Annotated in this window: 21 protein-coding genes; 14 read left to right on the plus strand and 7 right to left on the minus strand. The window is 73.5% G+C overall.

The genetic code is table 11. The features are described from left to right. Positions 1-188: 188 nt before the first annotated feature. Positions 189-659, minus strand: coding sequence for a methylmalonyl-CoA epimerase (gene mce, locus ACFYMP_RS05000; RefSeq protein WP_388850595.1), 471 nt, complete (start codon positions 657-659; stop codon positions 189-191). Positions 660-795: 136 nt separating this feature from the next. On the opposite strand from mce, the gene ACFYMP_RS05005 reads away from it, so the two are divergent. Continuing rightward, positions 796-2,010 (plus strand): acetyl-CoA C-acetyltransferase, encoded by a 1,215-nt coding sequence (locus tag ACFYMP_RS05005; protein WP_388850598.1) that lies wholly within the window; start codon positions 796-798, stop codon positions 2,008-2,010. Between the two features lie 106 nt (positions 2,011-2,116). Next, positions 2,117-3,064, plus strand: coding sequence for a methylmalonyl Co-A mutase-associated GTPase MeaB (gene meaB / locus ACFYMP_RS05010; RefSeq protein ID WP_388851020.1), 948 nt, complete (start codon positions 2,117-2,119; stop codon positions 3,062-3,064). A 301-nt stretch (positions 3,065-3,365) separates the two neighbouring features. Here the strand turns inward: meaB and ACFYMP_RS05015 are convergent, their stop codons facing one another. Further along, the gene (locus ACFYMP_RS05015; RefSeq protein ID WP_388850601.1) at positions 3,366-3,986 is read right to left on the minus strand and encodes a PepSY domain-containing protein; all 621 of its coding nucleotides are present in this window, start codon (positions 3,984-3,986) and stop codon (positions 3,366-3,368) included. A gap of 117 nt (positions 3,987-4,103) precedes the next feature. Here ACFYMP_RS05015 and ACFYMP_RS05020 point away from each other — a divergent pair, with 117 nt between their 5' ends. From ACFYMP_RS05020 to ACFYMP_RS05030, 3 genes are all read left to right on the plus strand, one after another. Further along, the gene (locus tag ACFYMP_RS05020) at positions 4,104-4,766 is read left to right on the plus strand and encodes a response regulator transcription factor (RefSeq protein WP_388850604.1); all 663 of its coding nucleotides are present in this window, start codon (positions 4,104-4,106) and stop codon (positions 4,764-4,766) included. Continuing rightward, positions 4,763-6,187 carry an ATP-binding protein gene (locus ACFYMP_RS05025; protein WP_388850607.1) on the plus strand — a complete coding sequence of 475 codons (1,425 nt, stop codon included), beginning with the start codon at positions 4,763-4,765 and terminating at the stop codon, positions 6,185-6,187. Before ACFYMP_RS05020 ends, ACFYMP_RS05025 begins: the two co-directional genes overlap by 4 nt. 376 nt (positions 6,188-6,563) lie before the next feature. After that, positions 6,564-7,499, plus strand: a complete 936-nt coding sequence (locus tag ACFYMP_RS05030) for a TauD/TfdA dioxygenase family protein (protein ID WP_388850610.1) — start codon at positions 6,564-6,566, stop codon at positions 7,497-7,499. Between the two features lie 53 nt (positions 7,500-7,552). On the opposite strand, the gene ACFYMP_RS05035 is transcribed toward ACFYMP_RS05030, so the two are convergent. From ACFYMP_RS05035 to ACFYMP_RS05050, 4 genes are all read right to left on the minus strand, one after another. Then, entirely contained in the window at positions 7,553-8,029 is a 477-nt protein-coding gene (locus ACFYMP_RS05035; RefSeq protein WP_388850613.1) for a MarR family winged helix-turn-helix transcriptional regulator, read from the minus strand. A gap of 152 nt (positions 8,030-8,181) precedes the next feature. Continuing rightward, the gene (locus ACFYMP_RS05040; RefSeq protein ID WP_388851022.1) at positions 8,182-8,991 is read right to left on the minus strand and encodes an AIM24 family protein; all 810 of its coding nucleotides are present in this window, start codon (positions 8,989-8,991) and stop codon (positions 8,182-8,184) included. 8 nt (positions 8,992-8,999) lie between these two features. After that, positions 9,000-9,650: an AIM24 family protein gene (locus ACFYMP_RS05045; protein ID WP_388850617.1), complete on the minus strand. Its 651-nt coding sequence runs from the start codon at positions 9,648-9,650 to the stop codon at positions 9,000-9,002. Continuing rightward, entirely contained in the window at positions 9,650-10,288 is a 639-nt protein-coding gene (locus ACFYMP_RS05050) for an AIM24 family protein (protein ID WP_388850619.1), read from the minus strand. Before ACFYMP_RS05050 ends, ACFYMP_RS05045 begins: the two co-directional genes overlap by 1 nt. 207 nt (positions 10,289-10,495) lie before the next feature. Between ACFYMP_RS05050 and ACFYMP_RS05055 the strand changes: the two genes are divergently transcribed. From ACFYMP_RS05055 to ACFYMP_RS05075, 5 genes are all read left to right on the plus strand, one after another. Further along, a complete protein-coding gene (locus ACFYMP_RS05055) occupies positions 10,496-10,840 on the plus strand; it encodes a DUF3817 domain-containing protein (RefSeq protein WP_388850620.1) in 345 nt (114 codons plus the stop codon). Continuing rightward, positions 10,837-11,175: an MTH1187 family thiamine-binding protein gene (locus tag ACFYMP_RS05060; RefSeq protein WP_388850622.1), complete on the plus strand. Its 339-nt coding sequence runs from the start codon at positions 10,837-10,839 to the stop codon at positions 11,173-11,175. The genes ACFYMP_RS05055 and ACFYMP_RS05060 overlap by 4 nt, the downstream gene beginning before the upstream one ends. Before the next feature lie 326 nt (positions 11,176-11,501). After that, entirely contained in the window at positions 11,502-12,419 is a 918-nt protein-coding gene (locus tag ACFYMP_RS05065; RefSeq protein WP_388850625.1) for a hypothetical protein, read from the plus strand. 218 nt (positions 12,420-12,637) lie between these two features. Then, positions 12,638-13,354: a DUF4166 domain-containing protein gene (locus ACFYMP_RS05070; RefSeq protein WP_388850628.1), complete on the plus strand. Its 717-nt coding sequence runs from the start codon at positions 12,638-12,640 to the stop codon at positions 13,352-13,354. After that, positions 13,351-14,121, plus strand: coding sequence for a TetR/AcrR family transcriptional regulator (locus ACFYMP_RS05075; RefSeq protein WP_388850631.1), 771 nt, complete (start codon positions 13,351-13,353; stop codon positions 14,119-14,121). Before ACFYMP_RS05070 ends, ACFYMP_RS05075 begins: the two co-directional genes overlap by 4 nt. Before the next feature lie 33 nt (positions 14,122-14,154). Here ACFYMP_RS05075 and ACFYMP_RS05080 read toward each other — a convergent pair whose 3' ends face one another. Beyond that, the gene (locus tag ACFYMP_RS05080) at positions 14,155-15,147 is read right to left on the minus strand and encodes a DUF5937 family protein (RefSeq protein ID WP_388850634.1); all 993 of its coding nucleotides are present in this window, start codon (positions 15,145-15,147) and stop codon (positions 14,155-14,157) included. A gap of 271 nt (positions 15,148-15,418) precedes the next feature. On the opposite strand from ACFYMP_RS05080, the gene ACFYMP_RS05085 reads away from it, so the two are divergent. From ACFYMP_RS05085 to ACFYMP_RS05100, 4 genes are all read left to right on the plus strand, one after another. Then, on the plus strand, positions 15,419-16,729 hold the full coding sequence (locus tag ACFYMP_RS05085) for an MFS transporter (RefSeq protein ID WP_388850637.1): 1,311 nt from the start codon (positions 15,419-15,421) through the stop codon (positions 16,727-16,729). Positions 16,730-16,749: 20 nt separating this feature from the next. Next, positions 16,750-17,256 (plus strand): MarR family winged helix-turn-helix transcriptional regulator, encoded by a 507-nt coding sequence (locus ACFYMP_RS05090; protein WP_388850640.1) that lies wholly within the window; start codon positions 16,750-16,752, stop codon positions 17,254-17,256. Between the two features lie 121 nt (positions 17,257-17,377). Continuing rightward, complete coding sequence (locus tag ACFYMP_RS05095) at positions 17,378-17,758, plus strand: DUF3817 domain-containing protein (RefSeq protein ID WP_388850643.1); 381 nt, start codon at positions 17,378-17,380, stop codon at positions 17,756-17,758. 160 nt (positions 17,759-17,918) lie between these two features. Further along, entirely contained in the window at positions 17,919-19,619 is a 1,701-nt protein-coding gene (locus ACFYMP_RS05100) for a methylmalonyl-CoA mutase (protein WP_388850646.1), read from the plus strand. The last annotated feature ends 100 nt before the right edge of the window (positions 19,620-19,719 follow it).

Below are 19,719 nucleotides of genomic sequence, written 5' to 3' on the forward strand. Positions count from 1 at the left end.
ACCCTGGTCGTTCTCCGAACGAGCACCGTCCAACCGCCGGACGGGGCCCCCGGGGAATGGTGTCAGATCCACAGCCGAGCACGCACTGCTGCCCTGACGCTCGCCCCCCGAAACCCGGACCCCGGCCCGAGACCGCCCGGCACGGCCGGTAGGTCGAGCCCAACCCTACCGGCCCCGCTATCCGGAGGTCAGTCCTCCGTCCCCTCATAAGACGGAGCGGGTGCGCCGGAGGCGGCCACGGGGGCGGCTGTGACCAGTTCCGTGAGCACTCCGTGACAGTCCTTGGGGTGCAGGAAGGTGATCCTGGAGCCCATCGAACCGGTGCGCGGCTCGTCGTAGAGCACCCGTACGCCCTTGTCGCGGATCTCCTCGGAGTCGGTGTCCACGTCGGCGGTCCCGAAGGCGATGTGGTGCACGCCCTCCCCGTTCTTCGCGAGCCACTTGCCGACCGCGGAGTCCTCCCTGACGGGTTCCAGCAACTGGAGGTAGGAGGCGCCGCCGTCCGAGGTCTCGTTGATCTTCAGCATGGCCTCACGCACGCCCTGCTCCTCGTTGACCTCGGTGTGGAACACCTCGAACCCGTACGTCGCCCGGTAGAACTCGACGGTGCGGTCGAGGTCGAAACAGGCGATACCGATGTGGTCGATACGTGTCAGCATGCCCCCAGTGCAGCGGTAGACGGGGTGATTACGCAACGTGCGCGCGATCACACCGACGGCCCGATGACCCGGCCCGGTACTCGTCAGTACATTGAGGTAAACCCTCGTTCACTCTCATCTCAAGGGGCTGTGCCTCATGGCTGGAACAGCTGGAACGCCCGGCGGTACGTCGGTGATCGTCGCCGGGGCGCGTACGCCCATGGGGCGGCTGCTCGGTTCGCTCAAGAGCTTCTCCGGGGCCGATCTCGGCGGCTTCGCGATCAAGGCCGCGCTGGAGCGCTCCGGGATCACCGGGGATCAGGTCCAGTACGTGATCATGGGACAGGTGCTGCAGGCGGGGACCGGGCAGATCCCCGCACGCCAGGCCGCCGTGAAGGCCGGCATCCCGATGAACGTGCCGGCGCTCACCGTCAACAAGGTGTGCCTCTCCGGCCTCGACGCGATCGCCCTCGCCGACCAGCTGATCAGGGCCGGCGAGTTCGACATCGTGGTGGCCGGCGGCCAGGAGTCCATGACCAACGCCCCGCACCTGCTGCCGAAGTCCCGCGAGGGCTACAAGTACGGCGCGATCGAGATGCTCGACTCGATGGCCCACGACGGGCTCACCGACTCCTTCGAGAACATCGCGATGGGCGCCTCCACCGAGAAGCACAACACCCGGCTCGGCATCGGGCGCGCCCCGCAGGACGCGTTCGCCGCGCTCAGCCACCAGCGGGCCGCCGCCGCCCGGAAGGACGGCGTCTTCGAGGCGGAGATCACCCCGGTCGAGGTCCCCCAGCGCAAGGGCGAACCGGTCGTCGTCACCGAGGACGAGGGCATCCGCCCCGACACCACCACCGAGACCCTCGGCAAGCTGCGCCCGGCCTTCGCCGAGGACGGCACGATCACCGCGGGCACCTCCTCGCAGATCTCCGACGGGGCCGCCGCCGTCGTCGTCATGAGCCGCGCGAAGGCCGAGGAGCTGGGCCTGGAGTGGATCGCCGAGATCGGCGCGCACGGCAACGTCGCGGGCCCCGACAACTCCCTCCAGTCGCAGCCCTCGAACGCGATCGCGCACGCGCTGGCCAAGGAGGGCATCGGCGTCGGGGACCTCGACCTCGTGGAGATCAACGAGGCGTTCGCCGCCGTGGCCGTCCAGTCGACGGCCGACCTCGGGCTCGATGCGGAGAAGGTCAACGTGAACGGCGGCGCGATCGCCCTCGGTCACCCCATCGGCATGTCCGGGGCCCGTATCGTGCTGCACCTCGCGCTGGAACTGAGGCGGCGCGGGGGCGGCGTCGGCGCGGCCGCCCTGTGCGGGGGCGGCGGACAGGGCGACGCGCTGATCGTGCGGGTGCCGAAGGGCGCCTGAGCGCTCGGGGTCCCGCCCCCGCCGCGCCCTTCCCGGGCCGCGCCGTAAGGGCGGGACCCGCCCCACCCCCCGCCGTCGCACTGACCGAACGGAGCTGTGAGCTGTGATGCAGGACGTCTCCTCGCTGGTGGAACAGGCCCGCGAGGGCCGCCCCCGGGCCGTGGCCCGGCTCATCTCGCTCGTCGAGGGCGCCTCACCGCAACTGCGGGAGGTCATGGCCGCGCTCGCCCCCTTCACCGGCCGGGCCTACGTCGTCGGGATCACCGGCTCGCCCGGCGTCGGCAAGTCCACCTCGACCTCGGCGCTGGTCTCCGCGTACCGCAGGACCGGCAAACGCGTCGGGGTGCTGGCCGTCGACCCCTCCTCGCCCTTCTCCGGCGGGGCGCTGCTCGGCGACCGGGTCCGGATGGCCGAACACGCCTCCGACCCCGGCGTCTACATCCGTTCCATGGCCACCCGCGGCCACCTCGGCGGCCTCGCCTGGGCCGCCCCGCAGGCGATCCGGGTGCTCGACGCGGCGGGCTGCGACGTCGTCCTCGTGGAGACCGTCGGCGTCGGCCAGTCCGAGGTCGACATCGCCTCCCAGGCCGACACCTCCGTCGTCCTGCTCGCCCCCGGGATGGGCGACGGCATCCAGGCCGCGAAGGCGGGCATCCTGGAGATCGGCGACGTCTACGTGGTCAACAAGGCCGACCGGGACGGGGCGGACGCCACGGCGCGCGAACTCAACCACATGCTCGGCCTCGGTGAGGCCCGCGAACCGGGCGACTGGCGCCCCCCGATCGTCAAGACCGTCGCCGCGCGCGGCGAGGGCGTCGACGAGGTCGTCGCCGCCCTGGAGAAGCACCGGGCCTGGATGGACGAACACGGCGTCCTCGCGGACCGCCGGGTGGCGCGCGCCGCCCACGAGATCGAGACGATCGCCGTGACGGCGCTGCGCGCACGCATGCTCGACGTCCGGGGGGACCACCGGGTCGCCGCGCTCGCCGCCCGGGTGGTGGAGGGGGAGCTGTCGCCGTACCAGGCGGCGGACGACGTGCTGTCCCGTCTGTGACCCGCGGGCGCCCGGCGGGCCTTCACCACCGCCGGGCGCGCCGCGCACGGCGCCGCCCGTCCGGCCGGCGGGCCCGTCCGACGCGTCCCGGCGGACCGGCCCCGGGTGGCAGGCGGGGGCCCGGCCTTCGGGCGCGCGGGCGGACCGGACCGGCCCGGCCTTCGAGCGCGCGGGACCGGACCGGCCCGGCCTTCGAGCGCGCGGGACCGGACCGGCCCGGCCTTCGAGCGCGCGGGCGAAGCCGCGGGAGAGCCCGCCGCCCCCGTCGCCCAGGGGCGGCGCCGGCGGGACAGCGGCCCCGTCAGTCGTCGGAGCGGTCGGGCGTGACCCGCAGGCCGTCCAGGGGCACGGACCACTCCGTCCCGTGCCCGTCGGAGACCTCGACGCTCCAGTGCGCCCCGCCGTCGTCGTCCAGGTCCACCGAGACCACGCGGCCCTTGTCCGCCGCGGCACGGGCCGCCTCCGAGGCGGAGGTCGTCGTGCCCGCCAGGGCCCGGCCGTCCTCCTTCGCGTCGGCGGCCGCGTCGTCGTCGCGGTCGCGGTGGGCGGTCAGCGCCTTGCCGGTGGCCGGGTCGACGTCCACGTGGTACGCGACGCCGTGCCGGTCGAGGACGTCGACCTCCCACACGAGAGCGCCGCGCCGGTCGTCGTCGTCCAGCTCGGCCGAGGTCGCCCGTCCGGGGACCCGGTCCAGTGCCGCCCCGATCGCCTGCGGCGCGCTCAGCCGCTTCGCGGCCCTCGCCTCCGCGCGGTGCTCCGCCGCGTCCGAGTGCTCGTCCTGCCCGGCGGTCCGCGCGGCCGTCCCGCCGGGTGTCCCGCCGCCCGTCCCGCCGGAGTCCGAGCCGAGCGTCGCGGCGGCGACCCCGCCCCCGGCGAGCAGGACACCGGCGGTGACGGTGGCGATGACGATGTTGCGCTTCATGAGGGAACCTCCCCGAGTGGTTCTTCTTGCTGACCTCCTCACTGTTGCCCGCCACGCCTGAAGCGGTCCTGAAGGAGCCTGAAGACAGCTTCAGCTCCGGTTTGCGAGGCTGGGCGCATGCGCCTGTTGATCGTGGAGGACGAGAAGCGGCTCGCCGTGTCGCTCGCCAGGGGCCTGACGGCCGAGGGGTACGCCGTGGACGTCGTCCACGACGGCCGGGAGGGGCTGTTCCGCGCCTCCGAGGGCGGCTACGACCTGCTGATCCTCGACATCATGCTGCCCGGCACGAACGGCTACCGGATCTGCGCCACGCTCCGGGCCGCGGGCCACGACGTGCCGATCCTGATGCTCACCGCGAAGGACGGCGAGTACGACGAGGCCGAGGGGCTCGACACCGGCGCCGACGACTACCTGACCAAGCCCTTCTCGTACGTCGTGCTCGTCGCGCGCGTCAAGGCGCTGCTGCGCCGCCGGTCGGGCGCGCCCAGCCCGGTGCACGTGCTCGGCCCGCTCAAGGTGGACACCGCCGCGCGGCGGGTGTGGGTCGGCCAGGACGAGGCCGCCCTGACGACCAAGGAGTTCGCCGTGCTCGAACAGCTCGTCGTGCGCCCCGGGCAGATCGTGTCCAAGGCGGAGATCCTGGAGCACGTGTGGGACTTCGCCTACGAGGGCGACCCGAACATCGTCGAGGTCTACGTCAGCACCCTGCGCCGCAAGCTCGGCGCGGACCTCATCCGCACCGTGCGCGGGGCCGGCTACCGGCTGGAGACGGGGCGATGAGACGCCTCTTCGGCTCCGTACGGGCCCGTGCGACGCTGGGCGCGACGCTCGTCGTGGCCGTCGTCCTGGTCGCCGCCGGCGTCGCCGTCCTGCAGTCCCTGCACGCGAACCTCCTCGGGCAGGCGTCCTCCGACGCGGAGGCGCGGGCGCGCCGTATCGCCTCGGTCGTCGCCTCGGGCCGGCCCTTCGCGCGGATCGACCTGCCCGACGACGACGACGAACCGGTGCAGATCGTGGACGAGGACGACCGCGTCCTCGCCGTCAGTGAGGATTTGGAGGCCGTCAGCGGTACGGGGGTCGCCGGCGTACGCGCCGTCCCGGAGAAGAAGCAGGAGGACTCCTCCAGGGACGCCCCGGACGCCGGGGACGACGGCGGCGTCGGCGACGAGGCCGCGCTCAGCACCGGCTCCGCCACCATCGACGGCCACCGGGCGGCCTACCGCTGGGCGGGCGTCGAGGCCGAACGGGGCGGGGGTGACGGGGACAGCGTCACGGTGTACGCCGGGGCCCCGCTGGACACCGAGGAGGGCGCCGTCGGGACGGCCTCGACCGTCATGCTCATCGGGCTGCCGGTGCTGCTCGCCGTGGTCGCCGCCGTGACCTGGCTCGTGACGCGGCGGGCGCTGCGCCCCGTCGAGGGCATCCGGCGGGAGATGGCGGCCATCACCGCCTCCCAGGACCTCGGCCGACGGGTGCCGGAGCCCGGCACGCACGACGAGATCGCGGCCCTGGCCCGCACCACGAACGAGACGCTGTCCGCCCTGGAGTCCTCCGTGGAACGCCAGCGCCGCTTCGTCGCGGACGCCTCGCACGAACTGCGCAGCCCCATCGCCTCCCTGCGCACCCAGCTGGAGGTCGGCGCCGCGCATCCGGAGCTGCTCGACGTGGACGGGGCGGTCGCCGACACCGTGCGCCTCCAGCAACTCGCCGCGGACCTCCTGCTGCTCGCCCGCCTCGACGCCGGGGAACGCCCACGGGACCGGCCGGTGGACCTGCTCTCGCTCGTCGCGGCGGAGCTGGACCAGCGGGCCCACGACCGGGTCCCGGCGCGCTTCCACGCGGGCACCGATGCCGCCGAAGTCCTCGGATCGGGCAGCCAGTTGCGGCGGGTCCTCGGGAACCTCCTGGACAACGCGCAACGCCACGCCCGCTCCGAGGTGTCCGTGGAACTCAACCGCGGCGACGTGTTCGCGGAGTTGGCGGTGGCCGACGACGGCGCCGGGGTGCCGCCCGAGCAGCGCGAGCGGATCTTCGAGCGTTTCGTCCGGCTCGACGACGCCCGCGCCCGCGACGAGGGCGGCGCGGGGCTCGGCCTCGCCCTCGCCCGTGACCTGGCCCTGCGCCACGGCGGCACGCTGACCGTGGGGGAGCGGCCCGGAGGGGGCGCCCGCTTCGTGCTGCGGCTGCCGCTCTCCCGCTGAGCGGCGGCCTGCGATACGGTGCCTCTCATGGGAACGCCCCCGAACCTCCGTGCCGGCACGCCGCCTTGTCGCGGCGTCCACGGCGGTCGCGTTCCCGGCGGGATGAGTTTCCTGCGCCGTCGTGGCCGGGTGGGTTCGCCCCCGGCCCTTCGATGTTCCGGCCTCCAGTAGCCGAGGCCCCGCGCGCCGTGCGTCCGCACGCCGCCCCCTCTTCCCCTCACCGCGGATCCCGTGCCACGGATTCGCCACGGACCGGCTCGGTCCCACGTCTCCACCCGGCGTCCCCGACCGGACGTCGCCACCCCGAGCGGACCCACCGCGCCGCGCGTACCCGCGCCCCGCCCCGGTCCCTCCCGCCCCGGAGGAGAGCACGCACATGACCCTGGCCCCCACCACCCCCGTACCGCCCGCGCTGCGGGAACACGCCGTCCCCGCGGACAGCATCGTCGAAGGCCCCCGCATCCTGCGCCGCACCCCCGCGGGCTGGGACGACCGGCCGTACGAACTCTTCGAACTGAGGCCGCTGGGACGGGTCATCGGCGCCGAGATCCACGGACTCGACCTGTCCCTCCCGCTCACCGCCGCCCAGCGCGCGGAGATCAACCGGGCCCTGCTGGAGTGGAAGGTGCTGTTCTTCCGCGCCCAGCACCTCAGCTCCGACGCGCAGCGCGCCTTCGCCTCCCACTGGGGGCCGCTGGAGACCAACCCGCTCGTGATGAGCGGGGACTCGGCCGAGATCGCGCGCTTCGACCGGGGCGCCGTGCCGAGCTTCGAGAACGTGTGGCACACCGACGTGACCTTCCGCGAACGGCCCGCGCTCGGCGCCGTCCTCCAGGTGCGCGAGGTGCCGCCGGTCGGCGGGGACACGCTGTGGGCCGACATGGCGGCCGCCTACGACAACCTGCCCGAGGAGCTGCGCCTGCGCCTCGACGGGGCCCGCGCCGTGCACGACTTCCTGCCGGGCTTCGAACGGTTCACCCCCGCCGAACGGCTCGCCGGTTTCCAGGAGCAGTTCCCGCCGGTCGAGCATCCCGTGGTGCGGCGCCATCCCGAGACCGGCCGCCGGATGTTGTTCGTGAACTCCTCGTTCACCACCCGCATCGTGGGCTGGGAGCGGGGCGAGAGCGACCGCGTGCTGCGCCTGCTCTTCCAGCAGGCGCACGTCCCCGAGTATCAGGTGCGCTTCCACTGGCGGGCCGGGGACATCGCCTTCTGGGACAACCGGGCCACCCAGCACTACGCCGTGGGCGACTACGCCCCCTACCGCCGGATCGCCGAACGCGTGGCCGTGGCCGGTGACCGCCCCTACTGATCCGGCCTTCGGCCCGTCGCCCACGGGCCGAAGGCCCCCGGGGCCCCGCCCGGTCAGCGCTTGGCGCGCTCCTCGCGCAGCCGGGCGGCGATCGGGGCCAGGAACTCGCGCAGTGTGCCGAGTTCCTCGGGGCTGAGCTGATCGATGAAGTTGCGCCGCACCGAGTCCACGTGGTGCGGCGCGACCTTCCGCATCGTCTCCAGGCCCGGACCGGTGAGCACGGCGAACAGTCCGCGCCGGTCCGACTCGCAGTTCTCCCTGCGCACCAGACCGGCCTTCTCCATCCGCGTGATCTGGTGCGAGAGCCGGCTCTTGGACTGGAGGGTCGCGGCGGCGAGATCGCTCATCCGCACCCGGTGTTCCCCGGCCTCCGAGAGGTTGACCAGGATCTCGTAGTCGTTGATGGTCAGCCCGAACGGCTGGAGGTCCTTCTCCAGTTGGTACGTGAGCAGCCTGTTCACTTCCAGGTGGGTGCGCCAGGCGCACTGCTCCGCGTCGCTGAGCCAGCGTGTGGCCGTCTCGGTCTCCATGAAGGCATTCTACCTAAGATGTTGAATATCCAACAATCCCTCACCGTGCCCGAGTGGACACGCAAGGTGACCGTGCCCGGCCGTCCGGTGCCCGGCCACCGCAGCGTAACCGCTGGACGCGACCGCCGCGGACACCTGGGCGGCCGACCCGCTCAGAGCCCGAAGCGTCGCTGAATGTCACCGAGCTGTCCGGGCATACGGGGCAGCCCCGCCTGTCCCGGCTGCCCGGGGCCGTGGCCCGGCATTCCCGGACCGCCGTGCCCGCTGCCGCCGGGTACCCCGGGACCGGCCGGCACCGTGCCCGTGTTCTGCTCGGGCATCAGCTGCTCCGAGGACTGGAGCAGGACCGTGCCCGCGCCGACGAACTCGAACTGGTGCTCCTCGCCCGAGGCCCCGCCGAGCCCGGTCAGCGCCCGCACCCCGCCCAGGAAGCCGCTCATGTACTGGTGGTCGTAGTGGTGGCAGGGGGAGGGGCAGTCCGCCCAGCCCACGAGCGCCTGCGGGTCCACCCGCAGCGGCGGTTCCATGAAGACCACCGGCCCGTTGGAGGCCGCCACGAACTTCCCGGTCCCGATCAGGGTGAGGAAGCCCGGCACGATCGACTGCTTGAGCGCCAGCGAGGGCTCGTAGGCGAGCAGGTTGCCCGAGCGGACGGTCAGGTTGCCGTCCTGGAGGTCGAAGGAGTTCACGTCGAAGGCGCGGTCGGCGAGCAGCATCTTGCCCTGCCCCTGGGCCACCACCCAGTCGCTCGCGTGCAGCGGGGAGTGGAAGCTCGTGCGCAGCAGCCGGTCGAAGCGCCCGTGGCCGATCCCCTCGAAGTCGATCCGCCCGTAGTAGGCGATCATCTTGCCCTTCTGCAGGAACCACTGGCCGCCGGTCAGCTCCACGCAGAAGGTGTACGGGTTCACGTTGTCGTCGGCGGGCAGCGTCGCCGGATCGAAGACCGTCGGCCCGCCGGGCATCGCGACACTCACAGCTTCTCCTCCGACGCCTGGACGAACACCGCTCCGGTGCCGGACAGCTCCAGCTGGAACGCCTCTCCCGATCCGCGTCCCACCATGTCGCGCCAGCCCAGGGCCGTGGACAGTTTGTTGCGTACGTCGCCGTGGTGCGCGACGTACGCCTGCGGGTCGACGTGCACGGGGCGCCCCGGGGTGATCGGCACCTCGATCACCCCGCCGTGGGCCATCACCGCGACCGCGCCGTGGCCCTTGAGTGTCGTGGTGAACAGGCCCTGGCCGGTGACCTGGCCGCGCACCAGGCCCATGACCCCGCCCTGGGCGCCGAGGAACATGGTTCCCTGCTCCAGGGAGCCGTCGAAGGCCAGCAGCCGGTCCGCCTCGACGTACAGGGTGTCGCCCTCCAGGCCGATGACCTGCACGTGATGACCGCCGTGGCCGAACAGCACCGTGCCCTCGCCCTCGACCGTCATCAGCGGAGTCGCCTCGCCCGCCACCCGCCGGCCGATCATCGACATGACGCCGCCCTGGCCGCCCTGGATGTTCGGCGTGAAGCCGACCTCGCCCCGGTAGGCGAGCATCGCGCCGCGCTGGCTGTACATCCGCTGCCCGGGAGTGATCCTGGCCTCGACCATCCGGGAGTTGATCTCGCGGAAGGGCATCAGACATCGCCTCCGATCGTGTTGCGCTCGCTGGGCTGGACGTAGACCAGGCCCTCGCCCTCGAAGCGGATCTGGAACGCCTCCCCGCCGCCCTCGCCCATGAAGGTGCGGAAGGACACCCCCGACTGGAACTGCTGCCGCAGCTCGCCCTGGTGCGCGATGTACGCCCCGGGGTCGACCTGGAGGGGGTAGCGCGCGCTCACCCGCAGGACGACCGCCGGCCCGTCGGACAGCAGGGCGGCCTGTCCGCTGCCCTCCACCGTCGTCGTGAACAGGCCGTTGCCCTGGCTCGCCCCGCGCAGCCCGGTGAACGTCGTGCCCGTGCGCAGTCCCGCGTCGGTGCACAGGAGGTTGCTGGACTCGACGTACAGCTTCTCGCCGCGCAGCGACACCAGATTGATCTCGCTCGCCCGGTCCGCGAACCAGCACGTGCCCTCTCCCCGTACCTCCATCACCTCCATCTGCTCTCCCGTCAGCCGGCGCGTGACCATCCCGCGCAGACCGTCACCACCGCCCGTCATCTTCTTGAACGCCATCCGGCCGTCGTACGCGACCATCGAGCCGTTCTTCGCCTTCACGGCATCGCCGGACAGGTCGACGGCGAGCACCTTGCTGCCTTGGAGTCGGAACTGAGCCACGTACCGAAGGTATCGGGCCGGGGGCGGGGCCGGCAGGCCGTACGGAGAACACGCCCCGTGGCGCGTCGCCGGGGACCCTGATTCGGGGGTGCGCGCGGCGGCTGACAGAATGGGCCCGAGCTTGTGCGCGCGTTCACAAGATCGCCTGCCCCGTCCCGCCCCATCCCGCCCCGCCATCCGCTTTCCCGAGCCGAAGGGTCCGCGCCCGTGGACATCAAGACAGCCTCCGCCCTCCGTCGCCTCCGCCTGGTCTCGGCACCCGAGGCGGTCTCCTTCCTCCTCCTGATCGTCTGCTCCGTGCTCAAGCGCACGACGGACTTCAACGCCGTCCCCGTCATGGGCATGGTCCACGGCGTGCTGTTCATCCTGTACGTCCTCTTCTGGCTCGACGCGTGGAACCGCGCCAAGTGGCCGCTGGGCCGGGGCGTCCTCTACTTCGTGCTCTCCGTGCTGCCCACCGGCGGCTTCTTCGCCGAGCGCAAGCTGAAGGGCGAGGCCGAGGATGCGGTCATCGCCTCCCGCGCCCGCCGCGAGGGGATCGTGAACGCGTGATCGTCGCCTTCTCCGTCTCCCCGCTCGGCGTCGGCGAGGACGTCGGCGAGTACGTCGCCGAGGCCGTACGCGTCGTGCGCGAGTCCGGCCTCCCGCACCGCACCGACGCGATGTTCACCAGCGTCGAGGGCGAGTGGGACGAGGTCATGGACGTCGTCAAGCGGGCGACCGCCGCCGTCGAGGCCCGCTCCTTCCGGGTGTCCCTCGTCCTGAAGGCCGATATCCGCCGGGGCGTCACCGACGGGCTCACCGCCAAGGTGGAGACCGTCGAGCGCTATCTGGCCGCCGACGCGGACCAGGGCGCCGGTCCGGACCCGGCGGGCGAACAGGGCTGACACCCCCGCGCCCCCGGGACGGCCCCCCCGGGACGGCCTTCGCGCAACGCGCGTCCGACTTCCGCAAACGCACTCGAAGTACCGGAGTACCCGTCGAGAGCCCCCGCTCCCGCGCCCCGTCGGCGCGGTGGGCGGGGGCTCTCGTGTGCCCGCGCGCGGGGCCTGGCACGTGCTCCGCGCGGGTGTCCGGGCCGGCTGCCCCGTGAACGATTTTGAGCGGCTGCTCAAAGAGGTCTTGAGCGATCGCTCAAACCGCTGCTATCTTCGCCGCAACGGGGCGTTGAGCACTCGCTCAAAAGGCCCCTCTTCGAGCAGGGGGACGCGTCATGAGAACGGCTCGGGCGAGCGTCAGCAGGATCTACGTGGAGACGTCGGTGCGTACCGACATGGAAAGCCTGTGGGCGCTCACCCAGGACCCGGCGCAGCATCAGCGCTGGGACCTCCGGTTCTCCGAGATCACCCCACTGCCCGAACCGGGGGCCGGGGCCGAGGAGGCGGCCGCCGCCGCGAGCGGCGCGCGGGAGAGCGCCGAGGGGTCCGGGGACGGGGCGGGCGCGGGACCCGACGGGGCACCGGGGCCGGCGTCCTCGCGCACAGCACCGGCGGTCGTCTCAGCGACTCGCTTCCGCTACGCGACCCGCGTCCTGCCCTTCCTCACCGTCTCCGGCACCGGCGTGTCCGCCGGTGACCGGCTGCGCGCCGACGGGGAACGCACCTCGGCGCTGCGCTTCGTGTGCGCCCACCCGCTCGTCCTGCTCGCCGAGGGCAGCGGCTACTGGCGCTACGTACCGGACGGGGCGGAGGTGCGCTTCCTCACCGGCTACCAGTACCGGACCCGCTGGGGCCGCGTCGGCACCCTCCTGGACCGGCTCTTCCTGCGCCCCGCCATGGGCTGGGCCACCGCCTGGTCCTTCGACCGGCTCCGGCTCTGGCTGGAGCGGGGCGTGAGCCCCCGCCGCTCCCTGGGGCGCGCGCTCGCCGAGGGCGCCGTACGGCTCGCGCTGCTCGGGCTCGCGGCGGTGCTCGTCCTGCTCGCGGGTCCCGCCGTGCCGGTCGTCGCGCTGCTCGGGCCCTGGCTCGGGCTCGGCTCGGTCCTGCTGACGGTAGCGAGCGGACTGGTGCTCGCCGCGCTCGTCCTCCTGGTCCCGCCGCTGCCCGGCACCCCCTCGGCCGGCCGCTGCCTGCGCACCCCGCCCCTACGCGTACGCGCCCCCCGACTGCTCGCCTCCCTGAAGCGCCCGTGAACGCCACTGACGCGGGGCCGCCCGTGACCGGCGCCGGCGCGGCGAAGACGCGTGTGAGCCCGGCCGGCCGCTGCGTGCCTGGGAGCCCGGCCGGCCGCTGCGTGCCTGTGAGCCCGGCCGGCCACAGCGTGCCCGCGAACAGCGCTGACCGACTCAGGTACGCCCGTGAGCACCGACACAGCAGAACGCCCGTGAGGACCGCCGACCCAGGAGTACCCGTGAACGCCGCGACCGGACCCGCCTCGATCTTCCGCACCGTGCTCGGCGAGGCGGCCTTCGCCCGGCTGCACCCCGAACTGCGCCGGCGCTTCTCCACGGGACTGGACAGCGGCCTCGCGTGCACCGGGCGCGGCGTCATGGACCGCGTCTGGCACGGTCCCGGTTTCGTCCGGCCCTTCCTCCTGCTCGGTGCGACGCGCCACATCCTCGTGCCCCGGGCGGGCCGCTCGGTGCCCTTCACCATCGAGAACGTGCCGTACCTCGACCGCTTCGGACGTGAGACGGTGAGCTTCGTGCGCACCTTCGCCTTCCCCCACCGCTCCGGCGTGCCCCGTCCGCACCGCTTCGACGCGCAGATGGTGCTCGCCCCCGAGGGCGACCGGCTCGTCGACTACCTCGGTACCCACCAGCACCTCGCGAGCGAACTCCACCTGTCCGCCGGGCCCGACGGCTCCCTGCTGATCCGCTCCGGCCTCCACCGCCTCCGCGAGGGCCCCGTGGACGTCCGCGTCCCCGAGCTGATCGGGGCGGACGCCGAGGTCCGCGAGTCCTTCGACGAGCGCACCGGCCGCTTCCGCGTCCGCGTGCGCGTCGTCAACCGCCGCTTCGGCCCCCTCTTCGGCTACGAGGGCTCCTTCACGACGACCTACGACGACGTACGCACCCTCGGCGTCCGGCCCGGACTGCGCCCCGTCCGCGAGGAGGCCCGCCTGTGAGCACCCCCCAGGACCCGGCCCCGGCCGAGCCCGACGAGTCCGGCGAGGCCGGGGAAGCGGGCGCCGGTGCGCCCGGGTCCGCCGCACCTTCCCCGCCCCCGGCGACCCCCGCGCCTCCGCTCTCCGAGACGCAGCGCAAGCTTCTCGACGGCGCCCTGCGCACGCTCACCGAGCAGGGACTCGCGAAGACCTCCGCGCGCACCGTCGCCGCGGCGGCCGGCGTCAACCAGGCGCTCGTCTTCTACCACTTCGGCTCCGTCGACGAACTCCTCGCCGCCGCCTGCCGCTACGGCACCGAACGCCAGCTCGCCGACTACCGCGAAGGGCTCGCCGCCGTCACGACCCTCGGCGGGCTCCTCGACTTCGGGCGCGCCATGCACGCCCGCGAACGCGCCGCCGGACACGTCGCCGTCCTCGGCCAGCTCCTCGCCGCCGCCCAGACCCAGCCGCGCCTGCGCCCCGCCACCGCCGCCGGGCTCGCCCTGTGGACGGAGGAACTGGAGAAGGTACTGCGCCGGGTCCTGGCCGCCTCCCCGCTCGGGGAGTTCACCGACCCGCCGGGCCTCGCGCGCGCCGTCGCCGCCTCGTTCGTCGGCATGGAGCTGTACGAAGGGGTCGACGAGGAGGGGGCGGGCCGGGCCCTCGACGCCCTCGCGCACCTCGCCGTCCTCGCGACCGCCGTGGACGACCTAGGTCCCGTGGCGCAGCGCGCCGTCCGCCACCGGCTGCGCCGTACGGCCCGCAAGGAGCCGTACGCCGCCAAGTAGCCCCACAGCCGGGGCCGGGTCCCTCGCCCGGCCTCAGCCCTCGCCGGTGTCGCCCTTTGCGAGGGCCGTGCCCAGCGCCGTACGCCGGTACAGGACCTCACGGCCGTACCGGCGCGGGGCGAGCAGCCCGGCCGCGCTCAGCGAGGTCAGGTGCGCCGACACCGAGGACGGGGCGAGGCCCAGCCGCCGGGCCAGGGAACTCGTGGTCGACGGGGCGCCGAGCGCCACGAGGACCGAGGCCCGGCCCCGGCCGAGCACCCCGGTCAGGGCGCGCCCGGGGCGCCGCGCCGTCTCCTCCCACAGAGCGCCGATCCCGCGCGCCGGATACACCACGACGGGCTGCCAGGGCGCCTCCAGACCGCTCACCACGTCCGGCCACGCGAACACGCTCGGCATCAGCACGAGGCCCATGCCGCCGAGCACCCGTTCGTGGTCGCCGAGCCCGTGCACCGTCAGGACGCCCTCGTGCCAGGACAGCCGGGTGTCCAGCTCGGACAGCAGCCCGCCGAAGCCCACCTCCGCGAGCCGGCGCGCGTGGTGCGCGACGTCCGCGTCCAGGAGCGCCCGCAGCCGGGGCCACTCCGGGGCGACCAAGGCGTGCCAGGCCCGCTCCAGCAGGTCCGCCAGTGTCGAGACCGCCCGCGCAGGATCGGCCAGCAGGGCGCGGCCCGCCGCACCACGGGCCGCCCCGGGCACCGAGGCCAGAGCCTGTTCCAGGTCCCGCCGCGCCGTCTCCGGGTCCGTCGCCCGCACCCGCGCCAGTTCCTCCCCGATCGTCACCGAGGGGCCCGACGGCGCCAGCGACCAGAAGTCGGGGGAGAAGCCGCGGCGCGGCATGAGCAGCCACAGCGGCTCCAGGTCCAGGCCCTCGACGGCCGCACGCATCCGCTCCAGCCGGTCCGGGTGGTACGGGAAACGGTCGGGCCGCCGCAGCGTGCGCACCGCCTCCGCCGTCTCCCACAGCGGGGACACCGCGAACCGGCAGCGCAACAGGTCCTCCTCGCCGAACAGCAGCCGACAGGTCATGCGCCCCTCCTCGGGAGTGCCACGCGATACACGACGCGGCGCACGGCGTCGGACATCGCCGTCACCGGGACGTCCGCCGTCGCCGTCAGCGGGACGTCCGGAGTCGCCGTCAGCGGGACGTCCGGCATCGCCGTCACCGGGGCGGTGGACAGCGCCGTCGCCGGCACCGGGACGCGCCGTCCCGCCCGTAGCGCCCCCGCCGACAGCCCCCGCCGATTCGGCTGGAGCCGAAACTCTACGGTGCGCGTGCGCCGGACCGCACGCTCCTGTCATGACCACCGCTCAGGAAGCCGGGCCGGGGGCGGAAGCGCCCCGTGCCCGCGCCCCCGGCTGGACGGACCTGCTCCGGACCGCCGAGTTCCGCCCCGTCCTCGCCGCCCACCTCCTGTCGCTGCTCGGCGTCGTCGTCAGCGAGGTCGCGCTGTCCGTCCTCGTCTACGGCCTCACCGGTTCGCCGTTCCTGAGCGCCCTCACCTTCGCGCTCGGCTTCCTGCCGTACCTCTTCGGCGGGACGCTGCTCGCGGGCATCGCCGACCGCCACCCGCCCCGCCGCGTCCTGGTCCTGTGCGACCTGCTGTGCGCGGCCTGCGCCGCCGTCATGGCCCTGCCCGCGACGCCGGTGGCCGGGCTGCTGTTCCTGCGGGTCGTCCTCGCCGCGGTCGCCCCGGTCTTCGCCGGGACCCGGATGGCGACGCTCGCCGACATCCTCGGCGAGGGGGAACTGTTCGTCCTCGGCCGCTCCCTGCTGCGCATGGTCTCGCAGAGCGCCGTACTGACCGGCTTCGGCGCCGGGGGAGTGCTGCTCACCGTGGCCGGCCCGCGTGGCGCGCTGCTCGTCACGGTCACCACCTTCCTGCTCTCGGCGACCCTGCTGCGCCTGGGCACGCGGCGCCGCCCCGCCCGCACCGCGGCGCGCGGGGAACGGACCTCCCTGCTGCGCGACTCGCTGGGCGGGGCCCGCCGCGTCCTGGCGCACCGCCCCACCCGGGGGCTGCTCCTGCTGTTCTGGGTGCCGCCGTTCTTCAGCGTCGCGCCCGAGGCGCTCGCCGCCCCGTACGCCGCGCAGATCGGTGTCGGCAGCACGGGCCTGGGCCTGCTGATGTGCGCCATGGCCATCGGCACCATCGCCGGGGAACTGCTCGCCGGCACCCTGCTGTCCCCCGCCTCCCGGGCCCGGATCGCCCTGCCGCTCGCCGCCCTGACCCTGCTGCCGCTCGTCGTGTACGCGGCCGGGCCCGGCCGCGTGACGTCCCTGTTCGTCCTCGTCGCGACCGGGGCCGGATCGGCGTACACCCTCGGAGTGGACCGCTGGTTCGTCGACGCCGTGCCAAAGGAGCTGCGGGGCCGGGCCATGACGCTCCAGACGGCCGGACTCATGACCCTCCAGGGCCTCGGAATGGCCCTGGCCGGAGCGGTGGCCGAACTGTTCTCGGCGCGGGCCGCGGTCGCGGGCGCCGGGCTCCTGGGCACCGTGTGCTGCGCGCTGCTCGCCCTGGACGTCCACCGCACCCGTACCCGGGCGAAGGGCGCACGGCCACCGGGCCCGCGACCGAAAGGCGAGACGGGGCGGACCGGCATGTGACCGGCCGGTAGGGTGCAGGCGTGCCGAAGCCGCTCAGCCTTGCCTTCGACCCCATCGCCCGCGCCGACGAGTCGTGGCGACAGCGTTGGGGCCACGTGCCCTCGATGGCCGCGATCACCTCGATCATGCGGGCCCAGCAGATCCTGCTCGCCGAGGTCGACGCCGTCGTCAAGCCGTACGGACTGACCTTCGCCCGCTACGAGGCGCTCGTACTGCTGACCTTCTCCAAGGCGGGCGAACTGCCGATGTCCAAGATCGGTGAGCGGCTCATGGTGCACCCCACCTCGGTGACCAACACCGTGGACCGGCTCGCGCGCTCCGGGCTCGTCGCCAGGCGGCCCAACCCCAACGACGGCCGCGGCACCCTCGCGTCCATCACCGACAAGGGGCGCGAGGTCGTCGAGGCGGCCTCGCGGGACCTCATGGCGATGGACTTCGGGCTCGGGGTCTACGACGCGGAGGAGTGCGCCGAGATCTTCGCCACACTCCGCCCGCTGCGGGTCGCGGCGGGCGACTTCGAGGAGTGAGCCCCGTTCCGGGAGCCCGCTCCCGGCCCTGGTGACAGAGGCGCCGGACCGCCCCCGCACGGGCCCGAAGTGGCGCCACCCCCGCGTAGATCGCCCGATCCGCCCGGTTAGGCTCGGCTCCATGAAAAAGAGCGTGCTGACCCGCTACCGGGTGATGGCGTACGTCACCGGTGTGCTGCTGGTTCTGCTGACGATCGGTGTCATCGCCAAGTACCTCCTGGACATCGACGGGGCCACCGGTTTCACCCGGGTCGTCGCGATCGCGCACGGCTGGCTCTACGTCGTGTACCTCGTCGCCGCCTTCGACCTCGGCTCCAAGGCGAAGTGGCCGGTCGGCAAGCAGCTGTGGGTGCTGATCGCCGGGACCATCCCCACCGCCGCCTTCTTCGTCGAGCGCAGGATCACGCCCGAGCTGGAGGCGAAGATCGACCGGCGAAACGGCACCGTGCCCCCGGCCAGGCCGGCGCCCGCCGGTCGCGGCGGCACCGTCAAGAAGGGCTGAGCCCCCTGGGCGGGGCCCGGTCCGCGGGTACGGGCTGAGCGCCTCTCCCCGGCGGGGCTTCCGCCGGACGGGGCGGGCCGCGCCCGCGCCGTCACCGCCGTACGAGCGTACGGCGGTGTGCCCATCGACATTTACTTGGACGTCCTAGTAAATTCGGAGTATGGACGCTCACGCGATCGAAGAGGGCCGCCGTCGCTGGCAGACCCGGTACGACGCGGCCCGCAAGCGCGAGGCCGACTTCAGCACGCTCTCCGGCGATCCGGTCGAGCCCGTCTACGGGCCCCGTCCCGGCGACGTCTACGAGGGTTTCGACCGGATCGGCTGGCCCGGCGAGTTCCCCTTCACCCGGGGCCTGCACGCGACGGGCTACCGGGGCCGGGCCTGGACCATCCGCCAGTTCGCGGGCTTCGGCAACGCGCTCCAGACGAACGAGCGTTACAAGATGATCCTCGCGGCCGGTGGCGGCGGGCTCTCGGTCGCCTTCGACATGCCGACCCTCATGGGCCGCGACTCCGACGACCCGCGCGCCCTCGGCGAGGTCGGGCACTGCGGTGTCGCGATCGACTCGGCCGCCGACATGGAGGTCCTGTTCCAGGGCATCCCGCTCGGCGAGGTCACCACCTCCATGACCATCTCGGGCCCCGCCGTCCCGGTCTTCTGCATGTACCTCGTCGCCGCCGAGCGGCAGGGCGTCGACCCGGCCGTGCTCAACGGCACGCTCCAGACCGACATCTTCAAGGAGTACATCGCGCAGAAGGAGTGGCTGTTCGGGCCCGAGCCCCATCTGCGCCTCATCGGCGACCTCATGGAGCACTGCGCCGAGAAGATCCCCGCCTACAAGCCGCTGTCGGTCTCCGGCTACCACATCCGCGAGGCCGGGGCCACGGCCGCGCAGGAACTCGCCTACACCCTCGCCGACGGCTTCGGCTACGTCGAACTCGGCCTCTCGCGCGGCCTCGACGTCGACGTCTTCGCCCCGGGGCTGTCCTTCTTCTTCGACGCCCACGTGGACTTCTTCGAGGAGATCGCCAAGTTCCGCGCCGCGCGCCGCATCTGGGCCCGCTGGCTGCGCGACGTGTACGGGGCGCGCACCGACAAGGCGCAGTGGCTGCGGTTCCACACCCAGACGGCCGGGGTCTCGCTGACCGCTCAGCAGCCGTACAACAACGTCGTGCGCACGGCCGTCGAGGCGCTCGCGGCGGTGCTCGGCGGCACCAACTCGCTGCACACCAACGCGCTCGACGAGACACTCGCGCTGCCCAGCGAGCGGGCCGCGGAGATCGCCCTGCGCACCCAGCAGGTCCTCATGGAGGAGACCGGAGTCGGCAACGTCGCGGACCCGCTCGGCGGCTCCTGGTACATCGAGCAGCTCACCGACCGGATCGAGGCCGAGGCCGAGAAGATCTTCGACCGGATCAAGGAGAAGGGGGCCCTCGCCCACCCCGAGGGGCGCCACCCCGTCGGCCCGATGACCTCCGGCATCCTGCGCGGCATCGAGGACGGCTGGTTCACCGGGGAGATCGCCGAGTCCGCCTTCCGCTACCAGCGGTCCGTCGAGAAGGGGGACAAGCGCGTCGTCGGCGTCAACGTCGCCGAGGGCTCCGTCACCGGCGACCTGGAGATCCTGCGGGTCAGCCACGAGGTCGAGCGCGATCAGGTCGCCGCCCTGGCCGAGCGCCGCTCCGCGCGCGACGAGAGCGCCGTGCGCGCCGCCCTCGACGCGATGCTGGCCGCCGCCCGGGACGGCTCCAACATGATCTCCCCGATGCTCGACGCGGCCCGCGCCGAGGCGACGCTCGGGGAGATCTGCGGGGTCCTGCGCGAGGAGTGGGGGTCCTACACGGAGCCGGCGGGGTTCTGAGCCGAGGGCCGGCCCCTGTCCCCTAGTGCCCCCCGGCCCACGGGGCGCGCCTGGCGCCGTGAACGGTCCCGGCCGCCGGGAGGGGATCGCGCACGCCGTC

It is taken from the genome of Streptomyces sp. NPDC007088 (assembly GCF_042869355.1).
GTDB lineage: Bacteria > Actinomycetota > Actinomycetes > Streptomycetales > Streptomycetaceae > Streptomyces.